The organism is Actinomadura sp. NPDC047616, from assembly GCF_040642915.1.
GTDB lineage: Bacteria > Actinomycetota > Actinomycetes > Streptosporangiales > Streptosporangiaceae > Spirillospora > Spirillospora miaoliensis.
The window spans coordinates 148,372-166,763 of the sequence record NZ_JBEYTB010000007.1; the positions used below are offsets into that span (position 1 = coordinate 148,372).

Below are 18,392 nucleotides of genomic sequence, written 5' to 3' on the forward strand. Positions count from 1 at the left end.
CCGGTAAGCCACTGCACGAGGTGATCGACCGGGACCTGTTCCTCACCAACGTGAGTCTGTACTGGTTCACCGGAACGTTCGGAACATCGGCCTGGCCGTACTACGGCAGCACCGGCTTCGGCTGGCCGGAAGGACAGATGGCCGTACCGACCGGCGTTTACAGCGGACCACCTGGAATCCGCCGGCTCGCCGAACGCCACAACACCATCCTGCACTGGCCGGAGGACAACCCGGGCGGACACCACTTCATCGCCATGGACCAACCGGATCACCTGGCCGCCGACATCCGCGCGTTCTTCGCCAAGGTCCGCTGACCGTCACGCACCGGCCGCGTCGCTCTCACCAGGCGACGCGGCCTCACACTCTCCGACGTCGGCGGCCGCCACGTGCACCCCCCTCGGTGACACCCCATCGCAACTGGGTGCTCCCGAGCGCGCGACCGAAGCCACTGCCGCCTGGCCGCATCCCGTTCCCTCGACGAAGCCCGCCCTGAGCAGCCGGGACATGCGACATTGGGAGCATGTCCCACGACCGTCGGCTGCGAACCACCTTCGACAGAGCGGCTGCCCTCTATCAAGGCGCGCGCCCCGGCTACCCGGCCGAGCTGTTCTCCGACCTGGTCGCGGTCACGGGGATCGAACCACCCGGGCACCTGCTCGAAGTCGGCTGCGGCCCGGGGACGGCCACGCTGCCGCTGGCGCGGATGGGCTTCCAGATCACCGCGGTGGAACTCGGCACCGCCCTGGCCTCGGAGGCACGGCACAACCTCGCGGATTTCCCCGACGTCTCGGTGATCACGTCGTCCTTCGAGGGCTGGGAGCCACCGGCCGGCGTCCTCTTCGATCTCATCTACGCGGCCACCGCCTGGAAATGGGTGGACCCGGAAGTCAAGTACGCCAAGGCCGCCGCCCTCCTCGCCCCAGACGGCCACTTGGCCGTCTGGGGCGCCGGGCATGCCTTCCCCGAGGGCTTCGACCCGTTCTTCACCGAGATCCAACACGTCTACGACGAGATCGGCGAAGGCGACGGCGGCTCCTGGCCACCACCGCCACCCGAGGACCAGCCGGACGCCACCGCAGCCGAGTTCGAGACGTCCGGCCACTTCGCGGTCGTCGCGACGCGGCGCTACGTCTGGGCCCGGCGCTACACCGCGGACGAGTACATCGCGCTGCTCGACACCTTCTCCGGCCACATCGCGATGGAGCCCGCCAAACGCGAACACCTCTACCGCGAAATACGCCGCCGCCTCGCCGCCCGCCCAGACGGACGACTCACCCGACACTGGTCCGCCGTCCTAACGATCGGCCGACGCCTCTGACGAGGACAAGCGGGTCGCTCTGGTCAGCACGGCTGGCGGCGGCGGGCGCGCCCGCGCGTTCGATGGCGGTGACCACGTTGCCGGCCTTGCCGGCGGAGGCGGTGTAGCTGATCGCCACCGCGGCGCCGTCTGCTGCCGGCGCGCGGGCGGTTGCCGTGCCGGTGCCGCGCGATCCGCCGGTGACCAGGGCGACCTTGCCGCTCAGCGGCCGTTCCGTCGTATCCATATTCCTCGTGTGATCGCCAGTGGTGGGCGTCAGGGGTGGGCGGCCGGTTCCTGGGGGGCGGGTGCGGCGGCGGGACGGCGGTCGCTTCGCAGCGAGTGGAGCGCGATGAGAAGGCCCGCGACGGTGAGGGCGGCGGCGACGGGGTAGATCGAGCGCGGTCCGGGGCCGTCGATGAGCCGTCCGCCGAGCCATCCGGCGAACGCGGCGGCGAGCTGGAAGCCGGAGGCGTTGACGGCGACGGCCAGGGTGGGGGCGGCCTGGGCGGTGGCCACCACCCGGGTCTGCATGCCCGGAATGATGGCGAACGCCAGGACGCCCAGCAGGAACCACAGCACCGCGGCGGAGACCCGGTGGCCACTGGCCGGCCAGCCCACCGCGAGCACGCCCGCCAGAACGGTCAGCAGACCGGCCAGCGAGGGCATGAGCGCCTTGTCGGCCAGCCATCCGCCCAGGAAGTTGCCGAGGACGGCGCCGGTTCCGTACACCAGCAGCAGCAGCGGCACCGCCTCGCCGGAGAACCCGCTGACATCGGTGGCCAGTGGTGCCAGGAAACTGAAGACGGTGACGACCCCCAGGTTCCCCGCCGCGGTGAGGGCGATGGCCAGCATGACGTCCCGTCCGGTGAACACGCGCAGCTCGCCCACCAGCGAGCCGACGGCCGGGGCGGGCTGGTCGGGCATCGACCGCAGCACCAGGGCCAGGGCGGCGGCGCTGAACGCGGCGACCGCCGCGAAGGTCGCCCGCCAGCCCAGGTTGTGACCGATGAAGGTGCCCAGCGGAGTTCCGGCGACGATCCCCAGGTTCATGCCCAGCGTCAACCGCGCCACGGTGGAGGCCTGCCTGCCCGCGGGAGCGGTGGAGACGGCGGTGGAGATCGCGACGGCGAAGAAGGTGGCCACCACGAGACCCGCGAGGAAGCGCGCGGCCAGCAGAACCGGGTAGGTCGGCGCGAGGGCCGAGGCGGCGTTCCCCACGAGGGAGGTGGCGACGAGCCCCGCGATGAGCGGCCGGCGGGGCAGCCGCGCGGTCAGTGTGGTGACCACCGGCCCTCCGACGATCATGCCGAGGGCGTAGGCGCTGACCAGCAGTCCCGCCGCCGGAACGGACACCGAAAGCTCGCGCGCCACGTCCGGCAGGATCCCGGCGATGACGAACTCCCCGGTGGTCAGGCCGAAGACCACCAGCATGAGAGAGAAGACCAGAAGCGGCATGGCATCGCCCCAAATGATTCGAACTCGTATGTTCCGAGTCATAACTATCATGACTCGAAACAGTCCGACTAGACTGACGGCATGGCGGAGCGACGTGACGCGGTGGCGGACCCGGCGGCGGAGGGGCAGATCGACCGGGACGTGTGCAAGCTCGTCCACCGGTTCACCCAGAAGCTGGACGTTCACGTGCGCGCCGTCGCCGACGAGCTGGGCCTGACCCCCACCCAGGTGATCGCGCTGCGAGAGCTGTCGGACCCGATCACCGCGCGGGAGCTGGCCAGGCGGATGGTCTGCGAGGCCTCCAACGCCACATTCGTTCTCGACCGGCTGGAGCACCAGGGTCTGATCGAGCGGCAGCCTCACCCGACCGACCGACGCGCCAAGCGGATCGTGCTCACACCCGCGGGCGAACGCCACCGGGCCAACGTCCTGGAACGGCTGAACGCCCACTCGCCGCTGGCCGCGCTCAGCCCCGCGCAACAGGAATCCCTGCGCGACCTGCTCCAAGTCCTCGTCACCTGAACACGGCGGCTGACCCGCTCCCACCAGGACGGGTGCAGCCCGTCCGCGGGGACCTCGTGAGCTGGGCGGGCGGCTCACTGCAAACGAACCGCGACCGGCCGCGGACTGACCTGGTCCGCGCCCCCGACGGAAAGGCGGCAGCCCGTGCGCGGGATCAACTTCGGCAACGTCCTGGACCACCTCGGCGACGACTCACCGCGGCTGCTCCTGAGGGACGAGCACTTCGACGCGGTGCGCGCGGCCGGATTCGACACCGTCCGCCTGCCGGCGCGGTGGTCCGCGCACGCCGGACACGCCGCCCCCCACACGATCGAACCGGGTTTCTTCCGCCGCGTCGACCAAGCCGTGGACGCGGCTCTTCGGCGGGGCTTCACCGTCGTGCTGAACGTGCACCACTACCACGAGCTGCAGGAGGCTCCGCAGGAGCACGCGACGCGTTTCGTGGCCCTGTGGCGGCAGATCGCCGAACACTACGCCGGTCACGACGCGCGGCTGCTGTTCGAACTGCTCAACGAGCCGCGCGACGCGCTGACAGCCCGGCTGTGGAACGAGCTGCTGCGGGATGGACTCGCTGCCGTACGCGCCCACGACCGGGAACGCACGGTGATCGTGGGGTCGGCCCGGATGAACGACGTCGGCGCCCTCCCCGAACTCGCCCTGCCCGCCGAAGAGCACCTGATGGCCACCGTCCACTACTACGCGCCGTTCGAGTTCACCCACCAGGGCGCGCCGTGGGTGCCCGGGGCCGCTCGTTGGCTGGGCACCACCTGGGGCGACGACGCCGACCGTCAGCGTGTGCGGGACGACCTTGCGAAGGCGGCGCGCTGGGCGGCCGAGCAGGGCGTCTCCCTGTTCATCGGGGAGTTCGGCGCCTACATGGAGGCCGACGAGGAGTCCAGGGTGCGGTGGACGTCGTTCGTGCGCGCGGAGGCCGAACGGCTCGGATCGGGCTGGTGCTACTGGGACTTCGGCACCGACTTCGGGGCGTTCGACCCGCGCAGCGGCGCCTGGCGCGAACCGCTTCTGCGGGCCCTGCTCCCCTCGTGAGGCCTCGCCCAACGGACCACGCCGGCGGTGCCGTTTGCCTGGAGCGTCCGGGGGCATCCGGCATGTCATGATCTTCGAGGGCTTCACGCTGGAGCGGGTGGACGTCGGCGAGGCCGAGCTGCGGGTGCGGCACGGCGGCTCCGGGCCCGCCCTCCTGCTGCTCCACGGCCATCCGCGCACGCATGCGACCTGGCACAAGGTCGCGCCGCTGCTGGCCGAGCGGTACACCGTGGTGTGCCCGGACCTGCGCGGCTACGGCCGGTCGTCCAAACCGCCGACCACGCCCGACCACGCGCCGTACTCCAAGCGCGCGATGGCCGCCGACTGCGTGGCCCTCATGCGCGCCCTCGGCCACGAACGTTTCGCGGTGGCCGGGCATGACCGGGGCGCCTACGTGGCGACCCGTACCGCGCTGGACCATCCGGACGCCGTGTCGGCGCTGGTGGTGATGGACGCGGTGCCGATCGGGGAGGCGCTGGCGCGCTGCGACGCGAGGTTCGCCGCCTCCTGGTGGCACTGGTTCTTCTTCGGCCAGACCGCCAAACCCGCCGAGCGGGTCATCAACGCCGATCCCGACGCCTGGTACACCGCGACGGACACGCACATGGAACCCGAGGCCTGGGCCGACTACCAGGCCGCGATCCACGACCCTGAGACGGTGCACGCGATGATGGAGGACTACCGCGCGGGCCTGGGGATCGACCGGGCCCACGACGACGCCGACCGCGCCGCGGGCCGCCGCGTCACCGCCCCGACCCTGGTGGTGTGGGCCGCCAAGGACGACATGGAGGAGCTGTACGGCGACCCCCTCGCCATCTGGCGGGACTGGGCGACGGACGTGCGCGGAACGGTCGTCGACTGCGGCCACCACATCGCCGAAGAGGCCCCGCACGACCTCGCCGCCGCCCTGACCGCATTCCTCGACGGCCGCCGGCCCCTCCCCCGCCATTGACGGTTGCGGGATGGAGGCGGAGGGGGCAGGCTCGAAGGCATGGATCTTGGATTGGCGCCGCACACTGTCGTCATCGTCGTGGCGGTCGCGCTCGTCGGGATCGTGGGGTTCCTGCTGGCGATCCGGCAGGAGCAGGCCGAGCGCCGAGGTCAGCAACTGGTGTCCGCCGAGGTGGGAAGCCTGGAGCTTCCGGAGATACGGCGCCTGCTGCAGCAGAACCTCATGACGCCGCACCAGCAGTTCTGGCAGGTGATGGAGGAGGGCCTCGTCAGGTTCCGGCCCCGTGACCGCCAGGAGGAGATCCAGCGGCAGAGGCTGCTCCAAGAAATCCGGCTGCGGCTGCTGCCGTGAGTCGCCGGCGCGGCTCCCGGCAGGGGGCGGTGCCTTGCGAGGACGAACCGGGCGCGGCGCGTGGGCGTAACGGGCTCGCTGCCGGCCCGTTCGGGTTCTGATCCGGCCTGTGCCGCGTCTTCTCATTCGGCATGTGCCGCGTCTTCTATTTCGGCCTGTGCCGCGTCGTCGTGCTGACCGCGTGCGCCCGGCGCGGCGTGGACGAGCACGTCATCGCCGCCGCGCGCACGGCGGCGTCCGATCACAGATCTTCCCAGGGCGGCGTTTACGAGGCCATGACCTGGGGGTACGTACCGCAACGAGATCGTGACAGCGAGTGAAGGTCAACCCTCCGGGCCGGTAAAGGCCCGACCCGGTGGATCGAGGAGGGGTCACATGCCGCACACGGCGAGGGTCAGCGCGCCCCTTCCGTCCGCCCCGTCGCACGACCTCGTCCGGACGGCCGAGGACCGTCCCGGCGCGTCGGCCCGCACCCGGCATCGCCCCCTTGCGCGTTCGGGTGCCCGCGGTGCCTGCGCCCGGCGGCACGCCTCGGGCCCTCGGCCGCTCCGGGCCGAAGGCGGGCCTGTCGCCGCAGGAGCGCGGTGCGGCGGCAGGCTCCCGGACGACGGGCGCCCGGCCCACGGCCGGGCGTTCCCCCGGGCGCCGGTGCCGTACGCCCCCGCGGCACCGGCGCCCCCCGTCCGCACCGACCATCACACGGGCGCGTCACGCGATCATGCGTGCGGCCGTTCCCCGCACGGCCGTACGGCCGTCCCCGAAGGGAGGTGAGTGGCACAGGCAAGCGATCAGCAGGGCGGTCCGGCACCCCTGTCCCGACCCCGTTCCCGGGCCGTCCGCACAGATGAATCGAGTACCGCTGCGGTACCAGGCCCGCGGAGACCGCCCGTCTCCGCGGGCCGTCCCGTGTCAGAGCCGGCGGCGCCAGTACTGGCCGTGGATGCGCGCGCCGAACCGCTCGACGGGCTCCTCCTCCAGCTCCAGCTCGAACCCGGCGCGCTCGTAGATGCGGCGGGCGGCCTTCTGCAGGGCCGTGGTCCACAGCATGATCTCCCGGTAGCCCGCGGCGGCGGCGAAGCGCAGGCACTCGTCCACCAGGGCCGTGCCGACGCCCATCCCGCGTGCGCTCGGCTCGACGTGCAGCAGCCGCAGCTGGGCCACGCGGTCGTCGCGGCGCACGCAGAACACGCTGCCGACCGGCTCGCCGTCGGCCTCGGCGATCCAGGCGTTCTCCCGTTCGGGGTCGTGGCCGTCGACGTAGTCGGCCACGACCTTGGCGACCAGTGCCTCGTAGGTGCGGTCCCAGCCGCACTCGGCGTCGTAGAGGGCGCCGTTGCGCTGCACCACCCAGCCCAGGTCGCCGGGACGCAGCGGGCGCAGCGCGACGGTGCGCGAGGGGGCCTCGCCGTCGAGGATGCCGCGGATCGTCCGCATGGCCGTGACGAGCCGCCCCCGCTCGTCGTCCGGGAGCCGCTCCAGCATGTCGCGGATCTCGGCGACGGACCGCTCGTCGAGCATGGCGAACACCTCGCGGCCCTGCCGGGTGAGCCGGACGATCTGGCGTCGCGCGTCACCCGGGGAGCGTTCGCGCAGCACCAGGCCGTCGCTTTCGAAGCGGGCCAGCATGCGGCTCAGGTACCCGGCGTCCAGGTCGAGGGTGCGGCGCAGGTCCAGCACCTCGGTGGCGTCCCGCTGGGCCAGCTCGAAGATCACCCTGGCCTCGGTCAGCGAGTACGGGGTGTGCATCAGCCCGTCGCCGAGCACCCCGATGACGCGGGTGTAGAAGCGGTTGAACGAGCGGACCGTCGACACGTCCTCCGCCGAGATCGTCATGCGCCACCTCCAGAACGTTTGACTCAGTCAAACATATCTGCGAGGGCGAGGTCCAGCCGGAGGGCGGCCGCGGGCCGCGGCGCGGGCTCAGACCTCGGCGACCGGCTGCTCGGCGGCGCGCGCCACCGCCCGCGCCTCCCGGACGATCCGCCGCTCGATGAAGAAGGCCAGGAAGGGCACCAGCCCCGCCGACACCATGAGCACCATCTGCTTGAGCGGCCACTGCGCCCGGCGCCACAGGTCGTAGGCCATCGCCAGGTAGACGATGTACAGGGCGCCGTGGATCGGGGAGATGATCGACGACGGGGTGCCGTTGCCGCCGATGTACCGGATCGGCATGCCGACGAAGACGACCATCAGCAGCATCACGCCGACGACGATCGCCAGGATGCGGTACCGGTTGATGGCCGCTTCCACAGATCACACCTTTCTCAGCGAGTCCTGGTAGGACGACGCCGCCGCGGGTGCCGCGGCGGCGTGAGGGTGCCGGGCTTGGGAGTGCGCAGGCGGCGGACGGCTTCCGGTGACGGTCAGTCGGGGCGGCCCGCCTGCGCGTTCAGCCGCGCCAGGTAGCGGTTGTAGGCCGCCAGCTCCGGGTCCTCTTCCTCCTGCCGGCGGATGATCTCCTGCTTCACCTTGGCCTCGGCGGGCTCCTCGATGACCTTCGGCGCGCGGGTCGAGGGATCGCCCTTGAGCTCGTCGCGGATCATCTTGATCCACATGACGATCACGAAGCAGGCGAAGATCGGCCATTCGAAGGTGTAGGCCCAGCTGCGGTCGTTGCCCGCCTGGGCGCGGTCGAACTGCCACCACCCGAAGCCGAGGAAGGCCACGAACAGCACGATCGCCAGGGCGTGCAGCCCAAGCCATCCGGGGGTGAAGAACCTTCGCACGTCATCGAGCCTACCCCGGGGTCCGCCAAGGCCGTGACCGCCCCCGGTCATCGACGTTTCATCAGGTCGGGGGCGGTCCGGTGTAGACGGCGCGGGGCCGCAGCGGGCCGCTGCGCCCGTACTCCTCCAGCGCGTGCGCGATCCACCCGGCGGTGCGCGCCACCGCGAAGACGACCTCCCCCGCGCCCGGGACCATCCCGGCGACCGAGGTGAGGGCGGCCAGCGCCATGTCGCTGTTGGGGGCGGGCAGGCGCCGCCGTTCGGCCTCGGCGAGGACGGCGGCGACGACGTCGAGCCGGGGGTCGCCCGGCGTCGCGTCGCACACGAGCCCGTAGAGGCGGGTGAAGCGGGCGTCCCCCGCCTTGTAGACGCTGTGCCCGAGCCCGGGGATGCGCTGGCCTCCGCGCAACCTCTCGCCTATCACCCGGGACGCCCGGCCCGGCTCGCCGATCTCGGCGAGCATCAGCTCGGCGCCGTAGGACGCCCCCCGTGCAACGGCCCGCTCAGCACGCCCAGCCCCGCGGCGACCACCGCGTACGGGTCGGCGCGGACGGAGGCCGCCACCCGTGCGGCGAGCGTGGAGGCGGCCAGGCCCTCGCGGGACGCCCGCCACCGCCCCGCCTCGCCGGACCCGGGCTCGCCCGTCCACAGCCAGGCGGCGACCGCCTCGAAGGGCCGCTCACCGGCCAGTTCGAGGGCGTCGCGGCCGCGGTAGTACGGGCGGTCGCCCGAGCGGATCCGGGAGCGGTTCGCCAAGCTGGCCGCCGCGACCGGGATGCCGGTCGAGACGCACTGCCACAACGACCTCGGCATGGCGGTGGCGAACTCGGTGTCGGGCGCGCTGGGCGACCTGGAGGCGGGGCAGGACGCCTGGGGCAGCACCTGTGTCAACGGGATCGGCGAGCGGGCCGGCAACGCCGACCTGCTGTCGACGATCCTGGCCTTCCGGCACGGGTTCGGGCTGGACGGACGCGCCGAGATCGGCGATCCGCTCGACCTGTCGTGGGCGCGGCGGTTCGCGCTGTGGGCGAGCTACGCGCTCGGCCAGCCGCTGCCGTACAACCAGGTCGGCGTCGGGGCGAACGCGTTCGCGCACGAGTCGGGCATCCACGCCGACGGGGCCCTGAAGGACCACGGCAACTACGAGCTGTACGACGAGGAGACGCTCGGCCCCTTCCCCGAGGACTGGCACGCGCGGCGCGGGCGGGTCGTGCTGACCGGCGAGTACGGCGGCCGCGCCGGGTTCCGGCACATGCTGGACGGGCTGGGCGTGGAGCCCGCGGACGAGGAGACGGCGTTCAGGCTCGTCCAGTTGTGCAACGCGATGACGGGCCGTCCGCTGACCGACGTCGAGCTGCGCCTGATCGCGACCTACCCGCACGAGCTCGCGCTGCTGTTCCCCGGCGGGCTGGACTGATCCGGCGGAATTTGTCGCATCCGCCGTCTAGGTTCCTGCCATGGCGATCACGGCGACGGCGGGACCGGCGCAGACATACAGCTACCGGCGGCCCTCGGGGCTGGCCCGCGGGCTGCTGGGGCTGTCCACCTCGGGCGGCACCACGGCGGCCGGGCCGCGGGCCCACCCGTACTTCTTCAGCGGGCTGCTGACGCAGGCGGCGCCCGCGGCGGCGGCCCTGCTGGGGCTGGCGGACGTGGCGCAGACCCGCTACCACCGTCCGATGCCGACGGGGTTCCGCGACCCGGTGGTGACGTGCAACGGCGACCGGCTGCGGCTGGAGTCGTTCTCGGCGTGCGGCGGCGTGTACGCGCGGCTGGACGTGCTGCAGCAGGCGCTGGACGGCGAGATCCACGAACGCGGCACCACCAACGTCGACGTCAACGGGCCGTTGCGGGAGGCCCTGGCGCGCGTGGGCGGCGCCGACCCGCTGCATCTGGCGGTCGGCGCCGATGAACTGGCCGTCACCACGTTCGACGGCGCGGTGGTGGAGAAGAAGGTGCCGCTGCCCGACCGCTGGCTGCGGGGTTTCGCCGAACTGCAGGTCATCACCGCCGGATTCGACCTGCGCGCCGAGCTCGCGAAGGCGGAGGCGGTGCGGTTCCTGCGCGGCCTGCCGCAGGCGGCGCGCGGCACGATGTGGGCGGTTCCGGCGGGGCGGGGGCTGCGCCTGACGTCCCGTCCCGCCCCGGGGGCGGTGTGCCTGTCCGGGCCGGACCGGTTGCGGACGATGCTGCCCCTGCTGCGTTTCGCCCGGGCACTGCGGGTGTACGGGCCCGCCGCCTCGCCCGGCGACGCGTCCCCGTTGTCGAGCGCGTGGGAGCTGGAGCTGCCCGGCATGCGGTACGTGCTGACGCTGTCGCCCGAGCCGTCCCGCGGTTTCTCCGGCGAGGGCGCGGTGCTGGACGCGCTGGCCACCGACCAGGCGGCCGACGACGCCGAGATCGTGGGCGCGCTGCTGGACTTCGAGCCGCGCGTCGAACCGGACCTGCTGGCCCACCGCGCGGGCCTGGACCTCGCACGGGCGCGGGCGGCGCTGACCCAGCTCGGCACCGCCGGACGCGTCGGGTACGACACGGCCGAGGCGGCGTTCTTCCACCGTGAACTGCCGTACGCCCCCGACCGCGTCACCGCCCTCAACCCCCGGCTGCGCGACGCGCGCGCTCTGGCGGACGGCGGGCACGTGCGCTTCACCGAACCGGGCGTCGCCGTCGTCACCACCGGCGGCGGGGAGCGCCGGGTCCGGTTCGCCGGCGACACCCAGGAGGCCTCCTGCACCTGCCCGTGGTGGGTGGAGTATCGCGGCGGCCGCGGTCCCTGCAAGCACGTGCTGGCCGCGCGGATGGTCCGCGACCGTCGGGCGGAGGCCGCGCGATGAGCGGGGAGACGATGAGCGGGGAGACCAGGGCCGACCGGACGTGGCGGATCGTCAGCACGCAGATCCGCGAGGGCAATCCGGCGAACGTGGCCGCCAAGCTCGCGCTGCTCCGCGAGGACGAACGGCGGCTGGTCGGCAGGCGGCTGCCCGACCTGTTCAAGGAGATGCGGGGCGAGCGGTGGAACATCTGGGGCGCGGACGCCGCCCGGGCGAACGCCCTCAAGGTCGCGGGCGCCGGCTGCCTCGGCGGCGCGGCGGCGGTGGCGACCTGGCTGTGCCGCTCGGACCTGCGGACGTTCTCCTTCTACGCCTCCGCGGCGCCCGTCGTCGACCTGGTCGCCGAGGTCGTCGCCGACCGTCCCGCCGCCTGGCGCGCCGAGGTGGCGCGCAGGATGGCCGCGCGGCTGCCCCTCAACGACAACGACAGGGGCGTCGCCTGGCGGATCACCGAGCGGCTCGCGCGTGACTCCGGCGAGCCGCCTCCGCTGGACGACGGTTTCGTGGCGGGCTGGATCAGGTGGACGTTCCCGGGGGAGATCGACCCCGGCGACCCGTTCTTCCGCGCTCTGCTGCCCGGGCTGTTCGAGATGGACGCGGCGGGCCGCCTGCTCGACCCCGGCGGCTGGAGCGTCGACGGCTGGGTCCACAGCCTCGTCCGCATGGCCGCCGCCGGGCAGGTCGACCGTTCGCTCCTGCTCGACGGATGCGTGCGCCGTCTCCTGCGCGGCGGCGCCGTCCAGGATCTGCGCTGGTACGGCGTGCTGCACGACGCGCTGGAGCCGACCGTCGCCGAGAGCACGGCGCGGCTGCGCGACTACCTGCGGCTGCTGCCCGCCGCCCCCGCACGTGTCGCCGAACTGGCGCTGGAGCAGGTGCGCCGCGTCGACGAGGCGGGTGCGCTGGAGGAGGCCGCGTTCACCGAGGCCGCCGAGGCGCTGCTGTTCCGTCCGGAGAAGAAGCTGGTCCGGGCCGCGCTGACCTGGCTGGACCGCACCGCGCGTCCCCGCGACCGGGTCGACGCCGCGCTGACCGCGCTCACGGTCGCGTTCGGGCAGGAGGCCCTCGACCTCCAGGAACGCGCCGCCAAGATCGCGGCCAGGCATGCGGGCAGGGCCGGGGACGAGGCGCGCGAGGCCGTCCGGCAGGCGGCCGGCGCGCTGCACGGCCAGGCCCGCGACCTGCTCGCGGCGGCCGTCGGGCCGGTGGAGCCGCCCGACCCGCAGCCGTCCGTCCCGATCCCGCTCGCTCCCCCGGCGCCCGCCGCGCGTCCCCTGCCCCCGCCGATCGGGTCCCTCGCCGACCTGGAGGAGGCGGCGCGGACGGGGCTGCGCGGCGACGCGAACATGGCCGACGGCGAACGGTTCCTGGCGGGCGTGGTCGCCCTGGCCTACCGCGATCCTGAGGGGGCCCGCACCACGCTGCGCCGGGTGGCCTACGGCGTGGCGCCGTGGCTGGAGTTCCACTACAACATTCGGACCGGCCACCCGGTGACCTGGATCTCCTCCGCCATCCGGCCGCTGGTGCCGCCCCGCCACAAGGTCCGCGGCCATCGGGCGTCCGGCGCCTCGATCGACCGGTGGCCCGCCGCGAACCGCGTCCTGCTGCGACGCGCGCTGGAGACGGCCGAGGCGATCGGGCGGGTGCCGCTGCTGCTGGCGACCCCCACCGAGACGTCCGGCCGCATCGACCCGGAGGTGCTGGTCGAGCGTCTCGAACGCCTTGAGAAGGAGGACCTGGAGCCAGGACCGATCGACCTCGACCAGGCCCTGTTGAGGCTCCCCCGCCGGATCGACGCGGACGTCGTCTCCCGGGCCCGCCGCCTGACCTCCCCGGCCGGACGCGCCGCCGCGTCCCGCATCGCCGGCGGCCTTCCCGACCCGTCCGTGACCTGCACCGTCCACCACGCCCCCGGCCGCGCGGTGTACTTCGAGAGTGCGCAGAGTTCCACGACCGACTTCCTGCTGTCGACCGTGTCGGCCCCGGACGCCGAGGGCCCGGTGGCCCGGCTCCTGCTGCGCCACTCCCCCCAGGAGGCTGTCGACTCGGTCTACGACGTGGCGTTGCTGTCCTGGTGGCCGTCCCTGCTGCCCTCGCACCGGGAAGTGGTCGCCGCGCATCTGCTCACCTACCTGGTCCTCATGACCGAGTCACGGGAGGGGCAGGGCGAGGTGCTGCTGGCGCTGGCCGAGGCGGACGGCCCGGCCGGAGCGGCCACCGCGTCCGCGCTGGCCCTGGGCCTGTCCATGCTCCCCAAGGAACGTGTCGGCGCGGTGGACGCCCTGCTCGCCCTGTGCGGCCGGCGCCGGCTCCCCGCGGCCGCCATGGGCGAGGCGATCGGCACCCTGGCAGGGCTCGGCCACATCAAGCTCAAGCGCGTCACCGAGTCGCTGGCCGAAGCCGCACAGGCGGGCGCCCACCAGGACGTCTTCGCCGTCCTGACCGCCGCCCTGCCCGGCCTTCTCCCGCCACCGGGCCGGCGCGCGCCCGTCGCCCTCCCCGACCTGATCGCCCTCGCCACGCAGACGGCCGAGACGATCGGCGCGAGGGCCGACATCCCTGGCCTGGCGGAGGTGGCCGCGCGCGGCGGCAGCAGCCGCCTGGTCCGCGAAGCGGCCCGCCTCCACCGCCTCCTGACCACCTCATGACCCGCGTCCCGAGGGGGTGCGCAGAGGCGAGACGATGGGGATGTGCGGGTTTTCGTCCATGGCGGTAGGGCCACGGTGAGCGGAGAGATGGAGGGCCGATGACACGGACACTGGCGTTCGGCGCGGTCGAGACCGTGCTCGGCACGCTGCTCGTCGGCGCGACCGAGGAGGGAGTCGTGCGCCTGGGCTGGCACGACTCCCCCGCCGAGCGCGCCCGTGTCGCGGCCGCGGTCGGCCTGCCCGTGGTGGACGACCCCGCCCGCACCGCCCCGGCGCTGGAACGGCTCGCCGCGTACTTCGCCGGTAAGACGGAACCGTTCGACCTGCCGGTCGACTGGCGGCTGACGTCGCGGCTGCAGCGGCAGGTGCTGGCCACGCTGTACGAGTCGGTGCCGTACGGCTCGCTGGTGACCTACGGCGAACTCGGCGAGCGCAGCGGCACCGGGGTGCCCCCGCAGGCCATCGGGCAGGTCATGGGCAGCAACCCGATCCCGATCGTCGTGCCGTGTCACCGCGTAGTCGCGGCCAACGGCCTGGGCGGCTACAGCGGCGGCTCCGGCATCGAGGTCAAGCGCTGGCTGCTCACCCTTGAGGGCGCCCTGCCGGCCACGCTGGACTGGGATCTGGACCGGGGGCCCTGACGATCCGCCGCGCGGTCAGCGCTGCCGGCGGAAGTGGTCGATCATCTGCTCGTACGGCAGCTCGTACACCGCGTGCACGTCCCAGTTGACCACGTCCATGTACGGTTCGAGCATCTCGGTCAGCTCCTGCGGGTTCTCCGTCTCGAGGAGCATGAAGCCCGCGCCGCCGCCGGCCAGGTTGTACCAGCCGCGAATCTTCTCCGGATGGGTCAGGCCCTTGTCGTGCTGCTCCAGGACGCGGTGGCGGACGTCCTCAGCCCGTACGCCGGGCTGGTAGCGGAATCGGCAGTACCACATCATTGCTCGGCCTCCTCAGTCGACCAGTGGCGGTCCCCTTACCTGCACAAAGACCGTTAAACCCGACACGCCCGGGCGTTCCCCGGCAGCGTTCTTCACGGGTTCTTCTCGGGTTCTTTCCGCGTTCTCTCCGGGTTCTCTCCGGGTTGTCTCCGGGTTCTCCGCTGCGTTCCCGCCGGGCGGTGACGGCGGCGAAAGTAGAATGAGGCGTGCCGAGAATCAGCGAGCCCACGGTCGCCCAGCACCGCGCGCGTCAGCTGCGCACGCTCCTGGACGCCGGGCGCGCGCTGGTGGCCGAGGAGGGGCCCGAACGGCTGTCGCTGGCCGCCCTGGCCCGGCGGGTGGGGCTGTCGCGGCCCAGCCTGTACGAGTACTTCCGGTCCAGGGACGACCTGGTCGCCGCGATCGTCGAGGACGAGCTGCCGCGCTGGGCCGCGGCGGTCGAGCAGGCCCTGGCCGGTCCGGCGGACCTGGTCGCCAAGGTCGAGGCGTACGTGCGGGCGCAGCTGGAGATGATGACCGACGGCCGCCACGCCGCCGCCGTCGCCCTGGCCGAGCACGCGCTCGCCGAACCCGCGCGCGAGCGCATCCGCGACGGCCACGCCCAGCTGCTGCGCCCGCTGGTCACCGCGCTCGCCGACGGCGGCGTCCCCGACCCGCAGCTGCGCGCCGCACTGGTGCAGGGCATCGTCGACGCCGCCGCCAGAGCCGCGCAGCGGCAGGCCGCCGACCCGGAGACCATCGTCCGCACCGCCGTCGCCCAGGCCGTCCACGGCCTGGCGACGGTGGACACCGCCGGCGCCGGGAACGCTCCCGTCACCTGAGAGCCGCCGTGGGCGGCGCCGCCGGGGCCGGCGGGCCGCGCCTTGCCGGTCAGCCGGGGAGGTTCGCCTCGATCGCGGCGGTGATCTCCTCGGACTCGGGCTCGGTCTGGGGGGCGAAGCGCGCGACGACGGTGCCGTCCGGGGCGAGCAGGAACTTCTCGAAGTTCCAGCGGATGTCGCCGGTGTAGCCCTCGGCGTCGGCGAAGCCGACGAGGTCGCGGTAGAGGGGGTGCCGTCCCTCGCCGTTGACCTCGACCTTCTCGGTGAGCGGGAAGGTGACGCCGTAGGTCGTCGAGCAGAACTCGGCGATCTCCTCCGGCGTGCCCGGCTCCTGGCCCATGAACTGGTTGCAGGGCACGCCGAGCACGGTGAACCCGCGTTCGGCGTACCGCTCCTGGAGTCGTTCCAGCCCGGCGTACTGGGGAGTCAGGCCGCACTTGGAGGCGACGTTGACGACGAGCACGGCCTTGCCCCGGTACTGCCGGAGGTCCGCGGAGCCTCCCCGCAGACCGCCGATCTCCACCTCGTAGACAGACATGCGGCCGATCTTAGGAGATGCCCCTCCGTCCCGTCCGCGACCTGCCGGCGGTCACGGGTGGGACGGAACACTCGCGGGGCGGGGCCCCTGGCGGCGCGTCGGGCTACCGCCGCGTGGAGCCCGCCCCGTGTCCGCTAACCCTGCCCCAGGTTGATCGAGGTCACGAACGACCCGAGCTGGGTACCGGCGTTCCCCAACTGCGCGATCGCGTTGTTGACGACACCTGCCGCGTCCTGCGGCGAGCTGAGCAAGTAGAAGATGACGAAGGCGATGGCCCCGTAGCGGAGATACTTCTTCAACATCCCGATGCCGTCCCTCTAGTAGCGCAGCGACACAATGACCCGATCCAATTGTGCCCGTCTGCGTCTGCCCGCAAAGCGCGAGTTTACTGTGACGGCACGGGAAGCGGATGATCCCCCGCGACGGAAGAATCACGTGTCCTTCCGGCGTCCCGGGGTTGCGTCCCGCCCCCGCCCCAGGTCAGGGGATGGCGCTGACGAACGTCGAGAACGACTCGGCGGCGCTGCCGAGGCCGCCCAGGCTCTGGTTGACCAGGCCGGCCGCCGCCTCCGGCCGGCTGACGATGTACCAGATGACGAAGGCGAGCCCCGCCATCTTGAACCACTTCTTGTTCACGTCCCCCACCTTCTGTAGCAGAAGCTCCACGCTCAGTGATTCCCGGTGGCGGCACCGAGCGTGCCAAGGGGGCGAAAAGACAACGTCAAGCGCGGTCGGCGGGCATGCCGTGGCGCGTCAGGTACTCGGTGTAGAGGGGACGCAGCGCCTCGGCCATCTCGCCCTCGCCCGCGTGGGTGAACTCCTCCAGCAGCGACAACCCGTGGAGCAGGTCGAACGTGGCGCGGTCCTGCTCGCCGAGAGCCGCCGCGGCCGCCGGGATCGCGCGCAGCAGCTCCCACAGGAAGCCGACGTCGCGCCGCTCCCTGGCGCGTGCGATCGCCCTGTCGTGCAGTTCCTTGGCCGGCAGCCGCTCCAGGTCGGCGGCGCCGGGCGTGGCATCGGACATGGGACGACTCTAATGCGGCGGCGCGGCCCGGGAACGTCCCGGGCCGCGCCGCCGTGCCGTCCGCGCCGTCCGGGCGCGGTGACGAATCTCACTTGGTGATGACGTCCGAGGGGACGGGCCGGTCCTGCTTCAGGGCGTCGAACAGTTGCGCGGCCTTGGTGCGGTGCCAGGTGATGTAGGCGCCGACTCCGGCGGCCGAACCGGCGCCGCCGATCGGCACGGTGGTGGTGACGCCGTCGCCGCCGGTGACGCCGCGCATCGCCCACATCATGCGGGCGAGGTCGAGCAGGTGGTCGTCGTCGTCCACCAGGAAGTTGCTGGTGGCGTTGAGGGCCAGCGGGACGCTGCGGAAGGGGTTGAGCAGCACGCCCGGGCTGGCGCTCTTCTTCATCAGGGCGCCGAAGAACTGCCGCTGGCGGTCGACGCGGTCGAGGTCGGCGCGGGCCGAGGCGCGGGTGCGCACGTAGCCGAGCGCCTGGCCGCCGTCGAGCGTCTGGCAGCCCGGCTGCAGGTTCAGGCCCGCCTTGCGGTCGCGCATCGGCTCCTTGATGCACATGTCGACGCCGCCGATCGCGTCGACCACGCCCACGAAACCGCCGAAGCCGATCTCGGCGTAGTGGTCGATGCGCACGCCGGTGGCCTGCTCGACGGTGCGCACCAGCAGCTTGGGCCCGCCGAACGCGAACGCGGCGTTGAGCTTGTTGCGGCCGTGGCCGGGGATCTCGACGTAGGAGTCGCGCGGCAGGCTGACGAGGGTGGTGCCGCCGTCGCCGTAGTGCAGCAGCATCATCGAGTCGGTGCGTCGGCCCTGCGCGTCACCGGTGGCGAACCGGCGCTTCTGCTCCCCCGTCAGCCCTTCCCGGCTGTCGGAGCCGACGATGAGCCAGTTGGTGCCGGGGGTGTCGGCGACACGTCCGGCGTAGTCCTCCAGCACGGTCTCCCGCTTGAGCCGCGAGTCGAGGTAGAAGTAGCCGCCGACGACGCTCACCAGCAGTAGAGCCAGCAGCACCGCCAGCACGCGGGGCCAGCGCCGCCTGCGGCGACGGCGTCCCGCGTACGGGTCCCCGCCGTAAGCATCCCCGCCATAGGGGTCTCTGCCGTAGGGGTCCCCGTAGGCGTCCCCGTACGGGTCCTGCTCGTGGTCGTACGGGCGCCCCGCCTGGGAGGATGCGGGCCTGCGTGCCACGCGCGTCCCCTTCCTAATCGTGTCCGGCCCCCGTCGGCCTTTGCGTCGTA

The 18,392-nt window shown here is 72.8% G+C and carries 23 protein-coding genes and 1 pseudogene; 12 read left to right on the forward strand and 12 right to left on the reverse strand.

The features are described from left to right. Positions 1–20: 20 nt before the first annotated feature. Together ABZ801_RS18490 and ABZ801_RS18495 are read left to right on the forward strand one after the other, a co-directional pair. Positions 21–314, forward strand: coding sequence for a hypothetical protein (locus ABZ801_RS18490; protein WP_360699088.1), 294 nt, complete (start codon positions 21–23; stop codon positions 312–314). A 206-nt stretch (positions 315–520) separates the two neighbouring features. Further along, on the forward strand, positions 521–1,318 hold the full coding sequence (locus ABZ801_RS18495; protein ID WP_360699090.1) for a class I SAM-dependent methyltransferase: 798 nt from the start codon (positions 521–523) through the stop codon (positions 1,316–1,318). On the opposite strand, the gene ABZ801_RS18500 is transcribed toward ABZ801_RS18495, so the two are convergent. Both ABZ801_RS18500 and ABZ801_RS18505 read right to left on the reverse strand, forming a co-directional pair. Next, on the reverse strand, positions 1,272–1,544 hold the full coding sequence (locus tag ABZ801_RS18500; protein ID WP_360699092.1) for an SDR family NAD(P)-dependent oxidoreductase: 273 nt from the start codon (positions 1,542–1,544) through the stop codon (positions 1,272–1,274). The genes ABZ801_RS18495 and ABZ801_RS18500 overlap by 47 nt on opposite strands. A 29-nt stretch (positions 1,545–1,573) precedes the next feature. After that, entirely contained in the window at positions 1,574–2,755 is a 1,182-nt protein-coding gene (locus tag ABZ801_RS18505; protein WP_360699094.1) for an MFS transporter, read from the reverse strand. 81 nt (positions 2,756–2,836) lie between these two features. On the opposite strand from ABZ801_RS18505, the gene ABZ801_RS18510 reads away from it, so the two are divergent. From ABZ801_RS18510 to ABZ801_RS18530, 5 genes are all read left to right on the forward strand, one after another. Further along, positions 2,837–3,277: a MarR family transcriptional regulator gene (locus ABZ801_RS18510; protein ID WP_360699096.1), complete on the forward strand. Its 441-nt coding sequence runs from the start codon at positions 2,837–2,839 to the stop codon at positions 3,275–3,277. A 144-nt stretch (positions 3,278–3,421) separates the two neighbouring features. After that, positions 3,422–4,324: a glycoside hydrolase family 5 protein gene (locus ABZ801_RS18515; RefSeq protein ID WP_360699099.1), complete on the forward strand. Its 903-nt coding sequence runs from the start codon at positions 3,422–3,424 to the stop codon at positions 4,322–4,324. 70 nt (positions 4,325–4,394) lie between these two features. Beyond that, a complete protein-coding gene (locus ABZ801_RS18520; protein WP_360699528.1) occupies positions 4,395–5,276 on the forward strand; it encodes an alpha/beta hydrolase in 882 nt (293 codons plus the stop codon). A 39-nt stretch (positions 5,277–5,315) separates the two neighbouring features. Continuing rightward, complete coding sequence (locus tag ABZ801_RS18525) at positions 5,316–5,627, forward strand: hypothetical protein (RefSeq protein WP_360699101.1); 312 nt, start codon at positions 5,316–5,318, stop codon at positions 5,625–5,627. Between the two features lie 131 nt (positions 5,628–5,758). Then, complete coding sequence (locus tag ABZ801_RS18530) at positions 5,759–5,947, forward strand: hypothetical protein (RefSeq protein WP_360699103.1); 189 nt, start codon at positions 5,759–5,761, stop codon at positions 5,945–5,947. Positions 5,948–6,536: 589 nt separating this feature from the next. On the opposite strand, the gene ABZ801_RS18535 is transcribed toward ABZ801_RS18530, so the two are convergent. The 4 genes and pseudogenes from ABZ801_RS18535 to ABZ801_RS18550 form a co-directional block, all read right to left on the reverse strand. Next, positions 6,537–7,460, reverse strand: coding sequence for a helix-turn-helix domain-containing GNAT family N-acetyltransferase (locus ABZ801_RS18535; protein WP_360699105.1), 924 nt, complete (start codon positions 7,458–7,460; stop codon positions 6,537–6,539). An 87-nt stretch (positions 7,461–7,547) separates the two neighbouring features. Further along, positions 7,548–7,877 (reverse strand): DUF3817 domain-containing protein, encoded by a 330-nt coding sequence (locus ABZ801_RS18540; protein WP_344956405.1) that lies wholly within the window; start codon positions 7,875–7,877, stop codon positions 7,548–7,550. Between the two features lie 113 nt (positions 7,878–7,990). Then, positions 7,991–8,353 (reverse strand): hypothetical protein, encoded by a 363-nt coding sequence (locus tag ABZ801_RS18545; protein ID WP_344956403.1) that lies wholly within the window; start codon positions 8,351–8,353, stop codon positions 7,991–7,993. 61 nt (positions 8,354–8,414) lie between these two features. Further along, a pseudogene (locus ABZ801_RS18550) lies at positions 8,415–9,166 on the reverse strand (citrate/2-methylcitrate synthase). Here ABZ801_RS18550 and ABZ801_RS18555 point away from each other — a divergent pair. The 4 genes from ABZ801_RS18555 to ABZ801_RS18570 all read left to right on the forward strand — a co-directional run bounded on the left by ABZ801_RS18555 (position 9,129) and on the right by ABZ801_RS18570 (position 14,473). Next, complete coding sequence (locus ABZ801_RS18555) at positions 9,129–9,770, forward strand: hypothetical protein (RefSeq protein ID WP_360699108.1); 642 nt, start codon at positions 9,129–9,131, stop codon at positions 9,768–9,770. The pseudogene ABZ801_RS18550 and the gene ABZ801_RS18555 sit on opposite strands and share 38 nt — an antisense overlap. A 40-nt stretch (positions 9,771–9,810) precedes the next feature. Continuing rightward, positions 9,811–11,187: an SWIM zinc finger family protein gene (locus ABZ801_RS18560; protein ID WP_360699110.1), complete on the forward strand. Its 1,377-nt coding sequence runs from the start codon at positions 9,811–9,813 to the stop codon at positions 11,185–11,187. Next, positions 11,184–13,832, forward strand: coding sequence for a DUF6493 family protein (locus tag ABZ801_RS18565; RefSeq protein ID WP_360699112.1), 2,649 nt, complete (start codon positions 11,184–11,186; stop codon positions 13,830–13,832). The genes ABZ801_RS18560 and ABZ801_RS18565 overlap by 4 nt, the downstream gene beginning before the upstream one ends. A gap of 98 nt (positions 13,833–13,930) precedes the next feature. Further along, positions 13,931–14,473 (forward strand): methylated-DNA--[protein]-cysteine S-methyltransferase, encoded by a 543-nt coding sequence (locus ABZ801_RS18570; protein WP_344956394.1) that lies wholly within the window; start codon positions 13,931–13,933, stop codon positions 14,471–14,473. A 15-nt stretch (positions 14,474–14,488) separates the two neighbouring features. On the opposite strand, the gene ABZ801_RS18575 is transcribed toward ABZ801_RS18570, so the two are convergent. Then, the gene (locus ABZ801_RS18575; RefSeq protein ID WP_344956392.1) at positions 14,489–14,773 is read right to left on the reverse strand and encodes a DUF3303 family protein; all 285 of its coding nucleotides are present in this window, start codon (positions 14,771–14,773) and stop codon (positions 14,489–14,491) included. 206 nt (positions 14,774–14,979) lie between these two features. Here ABZ801_RS18575 and ABZ801_RS18580 point away from each other — a divergent pair, with 206 nt between their 5' ends. Further along, a complete protein-coding gene (locus ABZ801_RS18580) occupies positions 14,980–15,594 on the forward strand; it encodes a helix-turn-helix domain-containing protein (protein WP_360699114.1) in 615 nt (204 codons plus the stop codon). 49 nt (positions 15,595–15,643) lie between these two features. On the opposite strand, the gene ABZ801_RS18585 is transcribed toward ABZ801_RS18580, so the two are convergent. The 5 genes from ABZ801_RS18585 to ABZ801_RS18605 form a co-directional block, all read right to left on the reverse strand. Next, complete coding sequence (locus tag ABZ801_RS18585; RefSeq protein WP_344956388.1) at positions 15,644–16,132, reverse strand: glutathione peroxidase; 489 nt, start codon at positions 16,130–16,132, stop codon at positions 15,644–15,646. Positions 16,133–16,266: 134 nt separating this feature from the next. After that, positions 16,267–16,434 (reverse strand): hypothetical protein, encoded by a 168-nt coding sequence (locus tag ABZ801_RS18590; protein ID WP_344956386.1) that lies wholly within the window; start codon positions 16,432–16,434, stop codon positions 16,267–16,269. A gap of 178 nt (positions 16,435–16,612) precedes the next feature. Next, positions 16,613–16,768, reverse strand: a complete 156-nt coding sequence (locus tag ABZ801_RS18595; RefSeq protein WP_344956384.1) for a hypothetical protein — start codon at positions 16,766–16,768, stop codon at positions 16,613–16,615. Positions 16,769–16,853: 85 nt separating this feature from the next. Then, positions 16,854–17,156 carry a hypothetical protein gene (locus tag ABZ801_RS18600; RefSeq protein ID WP_360699117.1) on the reverse strand — a complete coding sequence of 101 codons (303 nt, stop codon included), beginning with the start codon at positions 17,154–17,156 and terminating at the stop codon, positions 16,854–16,856. A gap of 88 nt (positions 17,157–17,244) precedes the next feature. After that, a complete protein-coding gene (locus tag ABZ801_RS18605) occupies positions 17,245–18,342 on the reverse strand; it encodes an LCP family protein (protein ID WP_360699119.1) in 1,098 nt (365 codons plus the stop codon). Positions 18,343–18,392: the final 50 nt, after the last annotated feature.

What these genes read in the sequence shown, in the direction of transcription:
- ABZ801_RS18495 (WP_360699090.1), top strand. Translation starts at nt 521, where the DNA reads ATGTCCCACGACCGTCGGCTGCGAACCACCTTCGACAGAGCGGCTGCC.
- ABZ801_RS18500 (WP_360699092.1), bottom strand. Translation starts at nt 1,544, where the DNA reads ATGGATACGACGGAACGGCCGCTGAGCGGCAAGGTCGCCCTGGTCACC.
- ABZ801_RS18505 (WP_360699094.1), bottom strand. Translation starts at nt 2,755, where the DNA reads ATGCCGCTTCTGGTCTTCTCTCTCATGCTGGTGGTCTTCGGCCTGACC.
- ABZ801_RS18510 (WP_360699096.1), top strand. Translation starts at nt 2,837, where the DNA reads ATGGCGGAGCGACGTGACGCGGTGGCGGACCCGGCGGCGGAGGGGCAG.
- ABZ801_RS18525 (WP_360699101.1), top strand. Translation starts at nt 5,316, where the DNA reads ATGGATCTTGGATTGGCGCCGCACACTGTCGTCATCGTCGTGGCGGTC.
- ABZ801_RS18530 (WP_360699103.1), top strand. Translation starts at nt 5,759, where the DNA reads ATGTGCCGCGTCTTCTATTTCGGCCTGTGCCGCGTCGTCGTGCTGACC.
- ABZ801_RS18535 (WP_360699105.1), bottom strand. Translation starts at nt 7,460, where the DNA reads ATGACGATCTCGGCGGAGGACGTGTCGACGGTCCGCTCGTTCAACCGC.
- ABZ801_RS18555 (WP_360699108.1), top strand. Translation starts at nt 9,129, where the DNA reads ATGCCGGTCGAGACGCACTGCCACAACGACCTCGGCATGGCGGTGGCG.
- ABZ801_RS18560 (WP_360699110.1), top strand. Translation starts at nt 9,811, where the DNA reads ATGGCGATCACGGCGACGGCGGGACCGGCGCAGACATACAGCTACCGG.
- ABZ801_RS18565 (WP_360699112.1), top strand. Translation starts at nt 11,184, where the DNA reads ATGAGCGGGGAGACGATGAGCGGGGAGACCAGGGCCGACCGGACGTGG.
- ABZ801_RS18570 (WP_344956394.1), top strand. Translation starts at nt 13,931, where the DNA reads ATGACACGGACACTGGCGTTCGGCGCGGTCGAGACCGTGCTCGGCACG.
- ABZ801_RS18575 (WP_344956392.1), bottom strand. Translation starts at nt 14,773, where the DNA reads ATGATGTGGTACTGCCGATTCCGCTACCAGCCCGGCGTACGGGCTGAG.
- ABZ801_RS18585 (WP_344956388.1), bottom strand. Translation starts at nt 16,132, where the DNA reads ATGTCTGTCTACGAGGTGGAGATCGGCGGTCTGCGGGGAGGCTCCGCG.
- ABZ801_RS18590 (WP_344956386.1), bottom strand. Translation starts at nt 16,434, where the DNA reads ATGTTGAAGAAGTATCTCCGCTACGGGGCCATCGCCTTCGTCATCTTC.
- ABZ801_RS18600 (WP_360699117.1), bottom strand. Translation starts at nt 17,156, where the DNA reads ATGTCCGATGCCACGCCCGGCGCCGCCGACCTGGAGCGGCTGCCGGCC.